The following is an 8,260-nucleotide window of genomic DNA, read 5'->3' as shown; positions in this document are numbered from 1 at the left end:
GGTCCGGCCCGGCGCGCGCGCCGTCGGCCACCGCGGCATCGGCGCGGTCCAGGGCGAACGGGGCGGGCGCGAAGGCCTGGTAGCGCCAGGCGTCGAGCAGCAGCCGGTCGGCGTGGCCGCCCCGGCGCAGCGCCAGGTGCATGCTGTGCTCGCGGCCGACCGCGCGGCCCAGCTCGGCCGAGTCGAAGCCGTCGATCACCGGCAGCTCCGGCCGGACCGCCACCGCGACCCGGCGGACCTTGTCGCGCCCGTCCGGCGCGGTGTCGCGCGCCTGCAGCAAAACCCCGGCGGCGTCGCGCTTCAGCAGGGTGCGCACCTTCTCGAAACCGGCCACCGCGTCGCCCGCCGCGCGGGCCAGTCCGATCCGGTCGAGGCAGCGCCGCCGCAGCAGGCGCGCGACCTGGTCGGCCAGATCGTCGGGCACCGTGACCTGGGCGCGCGCAGCCCTGGCGAACAGCCGTTTCCGGCGCGCCTTGTCTATCATATCCGGTCGCGGGCGTAACCACAAACCGCGTCCGGGCAAATCCTCCCCGGGATCGGGGACGATCTGCCCGTCGGGCCCAACGGCGAAGCGCAGCAGCCGGGTCTTGTCGTCGACCCGGCCGCTGGCGATGCAGCGGCGCCGCGGCCCCTTGGGCTGCGGCGCCGCCGGATCGGTCTCGACGCTGCCATCGCCGACGCCGCTGTCGCCGATGCCGCTGTCGCCGACATCGCGATCGGCAGCCTGGGTTGGCGGTGGTCCGCCCGTGGGTTGCGCGCTCACGTCGCTCGCGATCTCCCTTCGGACGGCGGCGCCGGCTGGCGCAGGCGGGTTAGCCGCCCTGCTGCTCGGCCGCCTCGCCGGTGCTTTCGACCGTCGTTCCGCCGGCGCTTTCGCCGGCCGGTTCGGTCGTCTCCTCGCCCTCGAACCAGTGGGCGCGCGCAGCCATGATGATCTGCCCGGCCTCGTCCTCGCTCGGCGCCTCGTCGCCCAGCATCTCGACCAGCTCGTCGCTTGCCAGGTCGGCCAGATCGTCGCGGGTCTTGATGCCGTTCTCGCCCAGCTTGACCAGCATGTTGGCGTTGAGCTGCTCCATCTCGGCCAGCTCGTCGCTGACGCCGAGCTCGCGCCGGCGATCGGTCAGCTCGCTCTCGCGCTCCTCCAGGTAGGACTGCGCGCGGTTGCGCAGCTCCTCGGCGACCTCCTCGTCGAAGCCCTCGATCTCGGTCAGGTCCTCGACGGGCACGTAGGCGACCTGGTCGATCGCGGTGAAGCCCTCGGCGACCAGCAGGTGCGCGATCACGTCGTCGACGTCGAGCGCGTCGATGAACATCTGGCTGCGCTGGCGGAACTCCTCGGACCTGCGCCGGGACTCCTCCTCCTCCGTCAGGATGTCGATGTCCCAGCCGGTCAGCTGGCTGGCCAGCCGGACGTTCTGGCCGCGCCGGCCGATGCCGAGCGACAGCTGGTCGTCCGGCACCACGACCTCGATCCGGCCCTGGTCCTCGTCGAGCACGACCTTGGACACCTCGGCGGGGGCGAGCGCGTTGACCACGAAGGTCGCCGGCTCCTCCGACCAGGGGATGATGTCGATCTTCTCGCCCTGCAGCTCGCCCACGACCGCCTGCACGCGGCTGCCGCGCATGCCCACGCAGGCGCCCACCGGATCGATCGAGCTGTCGTGGCTGAGCACGCCGATCTTGGCCCGGGAGCCCGGATCGCGCGCCACCGACTTGATCTCGATGATGCCGTCGTAGATCTCCGGCACCTCCTGGCGGAACAGGTTGGCCATGAACTGCGGATGGCTGCGCGACAGGAAGATCTGCGGACCGCGCGGCTCGGCGCGGACGTCGTAGATGTAGGCGCGGATCCGGTCGCCGGTGCGGTAGGTCTCGCGCGGCAGCGATTCGTCGCGGCGCATGATCGCCTCGGCGCGGCCCAGGTCGACGTAGACGTTGCCGAACTCGACGCGCTTGACGATCCCGTTGACGACCTCGCCGACGCGGTCCTTGTACTCCTCGTACTGCCGCTGGCGCTCGGCGTCGCGGACCTGCTGGACGATCACCTGCTTGGCGGTCTGGGCGGCGATCCGGCCCAGGTCGATCGGCGGCAGCTCCTCGACGATGTGCTGGCCGACCTGGATGTTCGGGTCCTGCACCTTGGCCTGGTCGAGCGGCAGCTGGGTGTGCTCGTCCTCGACCGCCTCGGCGGATTCCACGATCTCGCGGTAGCGGCGCAGCTTGATCTCGCCGGTCTTGCGGTCGATCTCCGCGCGGATGTCGTGCTCGTGGCCGTACTTGGCGCGGCCGGCCTTGGAAATGGCCGACTCCATCGCCTCCAGCACCTCCTCGCGGTCGATCCCCTTCTCCCGGGCGACCGCGTCGGCCACCTGCAGCATTTCCGTCTTGAAGGCCGTTGCCGTATCCATCGTGGCTCTCGTTCTCGCCTGCTTGAAATGCCGGCCGCACGCCGCGCGGCCGCCGTTTTTTCGAATGTGCGCACTCGCGCGTGGGGGGAAGGCTCAGCGCTTGCCGCGCTTGGCCTTCTTCGCCTGCTTCTCTTCCTGCTTCGCGGCCTGCTGGGCCTGCTTCAGCATCTCGTCGGTCAGCACCAGCTTCGCCTTGTCGATCTCGTCGAAGCTGATCCGCCAGTCCATGCCGTCGACCGCCATCGAGACCTCGCCGTCGACCACGCCCAGCAGCTCGCCCTTCAGGCGGCGCCGGCCCTCGAACGGCTCGACCAGTTCGACCCGCGCCAGGAAGCCGGCGAAGCGGTCGTAGTCGGACAGCCGGGTCAGCGGCCGGTCCATGCCGGGGGAGGAGACCTCCAGGTTGTAGCCGCCCGGCAGCGGATCCTCGACGTCCAGGATCGCCTCGATCGCCTGGCTGCAGTCGGCGCAGCCCTCGACGTCGACGATCGAGCCGTCGAGCGGCTCCACCATCACCTGCAGGCGCGCGTCGTCGCCGTCGCCGGTCAGGATGGTGCGCACCACCCGGTAGCCCATGCTCTCCAGCGTGGGCTCGACCAGCGCCTCGATCTCCGCGGCCTTGCCGGTCGCGGTCTTGCGCGGCTCGCCGTGCGCCGGCGCGGCGGCGCGGTCGGCCCCGGCGTGGTCCGGCGGAGTCTGGTCCGCGGCCGTCTGGGCGGTGGTCTTAGCGGTGGTCTGGGCGGTGGTCTGGGCGTCGTCGGCCATGACCGTCAGCGTGCCGTGTCCTTCGGGTTGCGTGCGTGCCGCCGGCCTGCGTCGAGGGATCCGGTCGCCGGCGCGCCTGTGCCGTGATCTTAGAGCAAGATGCTGCAAGGTGAAGCCACCTTTCAGCTGACTCTTGCTCTCTCTTCAAGCAGTTAGAGCAAAATTCACGATCAAGGCCGACTCGACCTTCATCGATTTCGCTCTAGGGTCCCGGGCCGCGCGCCCGGCGCGGCTTTCAGGGGGCCGATAACAAAAAAGCGGGCCATGAGGCCCGCCCTTCGGCGGCCCGGTCGGAAGCCTCGCACGCCACCGACCGAACTATGACGTAACGGTAACATAGCGGCGCACTGGCCCGCTCGCAAGTCCCGTCGGACGGGGAATCTCGAGCGCCCCGTCGCAGGCTATGAGGGAGCGCGACGGCCTGCGCGCTCCCACGAGCCTTCGGGGCGCCGGCCCTCCCTGTCCCGTCAAGGGCGAGTGGACCAAGGCGCCGTCGCCGCTTAGACCGGGCGCGCGCGGCGTCGGTAGGTCAGGAAGATCGGCTGGCGGCCGGCCTCGATGGCTTTCTGTTCGTAGCGGGTCGCCGGCCAGTCGTCCGGGCGTTGGCGCCAGTCGGCCGCGCGTTCGGCGGTCCAGGCGAACGCCGGGTGGCGTTCCAGTTCGACCAGCATCCAGCGCTGGTAGCTGGGGTCGTCGGTCGCCAGGCGGAGTTCGCCGCCGGCGGCCAGGACGCGGGCCAGCTGGTCCAACTGGGCCTGCTGCACGAAGCGGCGTTTGTGGTGCTTGCGCTTGGGCCACGGGTCCGGGAACAGCACGAACACACGGGTGAGGCAGGCATCGGGGAGCACGTCGAGGAGGTCGCGCCCGTCGCCCGGGTAGACCCGGACGTTGCGGGTCAGGCCTTCGGCCTCGACCTGGCGCAGCAGCCGGGCGATGCCGTCGCGGAAGTGTTCGGCGCCGATCACGCCAACCTGGGGATGCTGCGCCGCCTGCCACGCCAGATGCTCGCCGGCGCCGAAGCCGACCTCCAGCCAGACCTCCCGGATACCGGCGTCGAACGGCGCGCGCAGGTCGAGCGTGCCTTCCGCCGGCGGGTCGACGCGCAGGCGCGGCAGCAATGCGTCCATCACCCGCTGCTGCGCCGGGCGCAGCGGCCGGCTCTTGTGCCGGCCGTGCAGCTCGCGGTGCGGGCGGTCGTCCTGCGGCGGGGGGCGGCGCATCGATCCGTCGACATGCATGGGGGAAAAAGGGCGTGGCGGCGGGGCCCCGCTCTTCCGAAGGGAGGAGGGCGACAGGGGGAGGTGGATGCCGCGTCGGTGACGCACGCAGGCTGTGCGGAGCCACCTCACCCTGTCCCCCTTCGTCCAGTGAAGCAGAGGGGACCCGCCACGATGCCCTGCGCGCGGCGCTACTTGATGTTGTAGGCGCTCTTCAGCTGGTCGACCAAGTCGAGCTTTTCCCAGGAGAAGCCGCCGTCGGCGTCCGGATGCCGGCCGAAGTGGCCGTAGGCGGCGGTCCGGGCGTAGATCGGCCGGTTCAGCTTGAGGTGGGTGCGGATGCCGCGCGGCGACAGGTCCATCAGCTCGCGCAGCACGCTCGCCAGCTTGTCGGTGTCGACCTCGCCGGTGCCGTGGGTATCGATATAGACCGACAGCGGCTTGGCGACGCCGATGGCGTAGGACAGCTGGATCGTGCAGCGCCGCGCCAGGCCGGCCGCGACCACGTTCTTCGCCAGGTAGCGCCCGGCGTAGGCGGCCGAGCGGTCGACCTTGGACGGGTCCTTGCCGGAGAACGCGCCGCCGCCGTGCGGGGCCGCGCCGCCGTAGGTGTCGACGATGATCTTGCGCCCGGTCAGGCCGGCGTCGCCGTCCGGCCCGCCGATCACGAACCGCCCGGTCGGATTGACGTAGAACTCGTCGTCCGGACACATCCAGCCGTCGGGCAACACGTTGGTGACGTGCGGACGGACGAGCTCGCGCACCTGCTCGCTGGTGGCGCGCTCGCTGTGCTGGGTGGACACCACCACGCTGGTCGCGCGGACCGGCTCGCCCTCCCGGTACTCCAGGGTGATCTGGCTCTTGGCGTCCGGCTGCAGCTCGGGCTCGGCGCCGGAATGGCGCGCCTCGGCGAGCGACTGCAGGATGTTGTGGGCGTAATAGATCGGCGCCGGCATCAGGTCCGGCGTCTCGTCGCAGGCGAAGCCGAACATGATGCCCTGGTCGCCCGCGCCCTCGTCCTTGTCGTCGCCCGCGTCGACGCCCTGGGCGATGTCGGCGGACTGCTCGTGCAGGTGGTTCTCGAACGCGGCCGTCTGCCAGTGGAAGCCGTCCTGCTCGTAGCCGATCTCGCGCACCGCCTTGCGCGCGACCTCTTCCAGCAAATCGCCGGTGACCGACGACGGGCCGCGCGTCTCGCCGGCCAGGATGATCCGGTTGGTGGTGGTCAGGGTCTCCACCGCGCAGCGCGAACTCGCGTCGTGCGACAGGAAGGTATCGACGATGGCATCGGAGATCCGGTCGCAGACCTTATCGGGGTGGCCTTCGGAGACGGACTCGCTGGTGAAGAGATAACTGTCGCGTCGCACGCTGATACGCTCCGGATTGGATGACACAGGCCGAACAGGCACCGGCCGGCCGGTTGGGATGCGCGCGGCGGCCGATTGCGACCCGCGGCGCGGCGCACAAGTGCCGCGTCAAAGCCCCGGGGTCAAGCGCGCAAAAGCGGGGTCGGCCAACAGCTTGAGCCGCCGATCCGGCGGCGCGCCGGAAACCGGCGCAGCCAGGGCGGGCGGAAATCCCACCGCGGCCGGTTGGCCGCGGTGGGAGGCCCAGGCTCAGCGGGCGTGTCCGTCCGGCGTGGAGGTATCGTCCTCGTCCTCGGCCGGCACGGCGAGCGCCTTGGTCAGGTCGAACAGCCGCTTGCGCACCTGCGGATCGGCGATCCGGTAATAGGCCCGCACCAGTTCCAGCGTCTCGCGCTTGGCCATCGGATCCGGCTCGTAGGGCTCCGGCTCCTCGTACAGGCCCTGGGCAAGGGCGGGCGAGCGCTCCTTGGTCTCCGGCGACATCTCCTCGTAGAAAAAGGAGACCGGCACGTCGAGCACGCGCGCCAGATCGTACAGCCGGCTGGCGCCGATCCGGTTGGCGCCGCGCTCGTACTTCTGCACCTGCTGGAAGGTCAGACCGATCGCCTCGCCCAGCTTTTCCTGACTCATGCCCAGCAAGGTCCGGCGCAGGCGCACGCGGCTGCCCACATGGACGTCGATGGGATTGGGTTGGCCGGAGCCGCGTCCGTAGGTGGGTCGCTCGTTGCCGCTCATGCGTCCTGATTTCTCCCAACGCCGTACTCGAATCGTTGGGACGTGTTTCTATTCATACACCCGTATGCGGTCAACACAGGACTGCAGCCCCCTAATCCCCTATAGAAGACGGGATAATACGTCACGCCCGATACCATGTACAGGAATACCATGGTACGCGTCAGACGCGATAACTTTTGCGAAACGCGTCCCAGGGTGTCCGGGGCCGGATCAAAAGCGGCGTGAAATCAACCCGATGGCAAGCGCGCCCAGGACCAGGGCGAGGGCGGGAAGATCGCCCCAGCGGGCATAGGGCGTGCCGCCCTGGATCGCTTGCGGCAAAGGCCCGTCCAGGATGCCTACTCTTTGCAGGCCCAGGCGTTGCAGCGTCCGGCCCCAGGGGTCGACGATCACGGAAATGCCGGTATTGGCCGCGCGGACCAGCGGCAGCCCCTGCTCGATCGCGCGCAGGCGGGCGCTCGCCAGGTGCTGGTAGGGACCGGAGGAGACGCCGAACCAGGCGTCGTTGGTGACGTTCAACAGCCAGGCCGGCCGGGTGCCCGGTTTCACCACCTCCCGCGGGAAAATCACCTCGTAGCAGATCAACGCGGAAAACGGCGGCAGCCCATCGATGTGCATCGCGGCGTGGCCGTCGCCCGGGGTGAAGTCGCTCGAGCCCTGGGTCAGCTTGGGGAACGGAAGGTACTCGCGCAACGGCACGTATTCGCCGAACGGGACCAGGTGGACCTTGTCGTAGTGGCCCAGCGTCCGCCCTTCGGGCCCGAGCGCCAGCAGGCTGTTGTGATAGACACGCCGGCCGCCGCGCTTGGCCATCCGCGGCGCCCCGGTCAGGAGCGCGCCGTCGGTCGGCGCGGCCCGGGCAAGCAGCTGGCGCAGGTCCGGCCGGCGGGACAGGAAATAGGGTATCGCGGTTTCCGGCCAGATCACGTGCGTCCGGCTGTCGAAGCTGGGCCGGCGGGTCAGCTCGACGTGCTTGCGCAGGTGCTGCAAGCGCAGGTCGTCGCGCCACTTCAGGTGCTGCGGGATGCCCGGCTGGACCAGCCGCAGGCGGACGCCGTCGTGCACGTCCGCGCCGACCGCCGGGGCCGCCTGCAGGCGCACCAGACCGCCGCCGACGACCAGCATGACCACCGCCAGCGCCGCGCCGGCGCCGGTCCAGGCGGCGCGTCGGCTGCCGGTCCAGCCGAGCAGCGCGGGCAGCCCCGCGGCCAGCACCGTCAGCAGGCTCAGCCCCCAGGCGCCGACCAGGGCGGCGGCCTGCTGCGCGGCTGGCCAGAACCCCCAGACCGTGGCGGCGAGGTTCCACGGGAAGCCGGTCAGGATCTGACCGCGGACCCATTCCGCAAGCGTCCAGAGCGCGGCCAGCGCGAGCACCCGCCCCCAGGCCTGCGCGGTGCTGCCCGGCCGGTCCCACAGCGGCAGCGCGCGCAGGCCGGCCAGCATCAGCCCCTTGAAGATCGCCAGCCCGGCGGCGAGGCCGAGCACGGCGAACGGCATCATCCAGGCGTGCCGGGCGGCGTTGACGAAAAAGGCGATGCCGATCCAGTACAGCCCGGCCGTGAAGTGGCCCAGCCCGAACGCCCAGCCGACCCAGAAGGCCGTGCGCACCCGCGCCGTGCCCGCCGTCAACCAGAGCAGCCCGGCGACCGCCGGCACCATCAGGGGCACCAGGTAGACCGGCGGCAGGGCGAGCGCGGTCGACGCGCCCAGCAGCGCCGCGACCGCCAGCCGCCGCCAGCCGGCGAGTCCGGCCGTGCGCTGGGCAAGG

General features: G+C 70.8%; 7 protein-coding genes. All 7 read right to left on the bottom strand.

Annotation, left to right across the window (positions count from 1 at the left end; genetic code table 11):
* Positions 1-763: RNA-binding protein (locus CKO28_RS25560; protein ID WP_338050245.1), on the bottom strand; the 763-nt coding region annotated here is incomplete at its 3' end.
* Positions 764-812: 49 nt separating this feature from the next.
* Entirely contained in the window at positions 813-2,408 is a 1,596-nt protein-coding gene (nusA, locus tag CKO28_RS25555) for a transcription termination factor NusA (protein ID WP_200343925.1), read from the bottom strand.
* A gap of 93 nt (positions 2,409-2,501) precedes the next feature.
* The gene (rimP, locus tag CKO28_RS25550; RefSeq protein ID WP_200343923.1) at positions 2,502-3,173 is read right to left on the bottom strand and encodes a ribosome maturation factor RimP; all 672 of its coding nucleotides are present in this window, start codon (positions 3,171-3,173) and stop codon (positions 2,502-2,504) included.
* Positions 3,174-3,673: 500 nt separating this feature from the next.
* Positions 3,674-4,393, bottom strand: a complete 720-nt coding sequence (gene trmB, locus CKO28_RS25545) for a tRNA (guanosine(46)-N7)-methyltransferase TrmB (protein ID WP_200343921.1) — start codon at positions 4,391-4,393, stop codon at positions 3,674-3,676.
* A 188-nt stretch (positions 4,394-4,581) separates the two neighbouring features.
* On the bottom strand, positions 4,582-5,757 hold the full coding sequence (gene metK / locus CKO28_RS25540) for a methionine adenosyltransferase (RefSeq protein ID WP_200343919.1): 1,176 nt from the start codon (positions 5,755-5,757) through the stop codon (positions 4,582-4,584).
* Positions 5,758-6,006: 249 nt separating this feature from the next.
* Positions 6,007-6,492 carry a helix-turn-helix domain-containing protein gene (locus tag CKO28_RS25535; RefSeq protein WP_200343917.1) on the bottom strand — a complete coding sequence of 162 codons (486 nt, stop codon included), beginning with the start codon at positions 6,490-6,492 and terminating at the stop codon, positions 6,007-6,009.
* A 210-nt stretch (positions 6,493-6,702) separates the two neighbouring features.
* Positions 6,703-8,260, bottom strand: a 1,558-nt coding sequence (gene lnt, locus CKO28_RS25530) for an apolipoprotein N-acyltransferase (RefSeq protein ID WP_200343915.1), incomplete at its 5' end; no start/stop codon positions are given.

It is taken from the genome of Rhodovibrio sodomensis, assembly GCF_016583645.1.
In the GTDB taxonomy this organism is placed as follows: Bacteria; Pseudomonadota; Alphaproteobacteria; order Kiloniellales; family Rhodovibrionaceae; genus Rhodovibrio; species Rhodovibrio sodomensis.
Note: the sequence above shows the minus strand (reverse complement) of the source record. Positions and strands in the feature narration are given on the sequence as shown.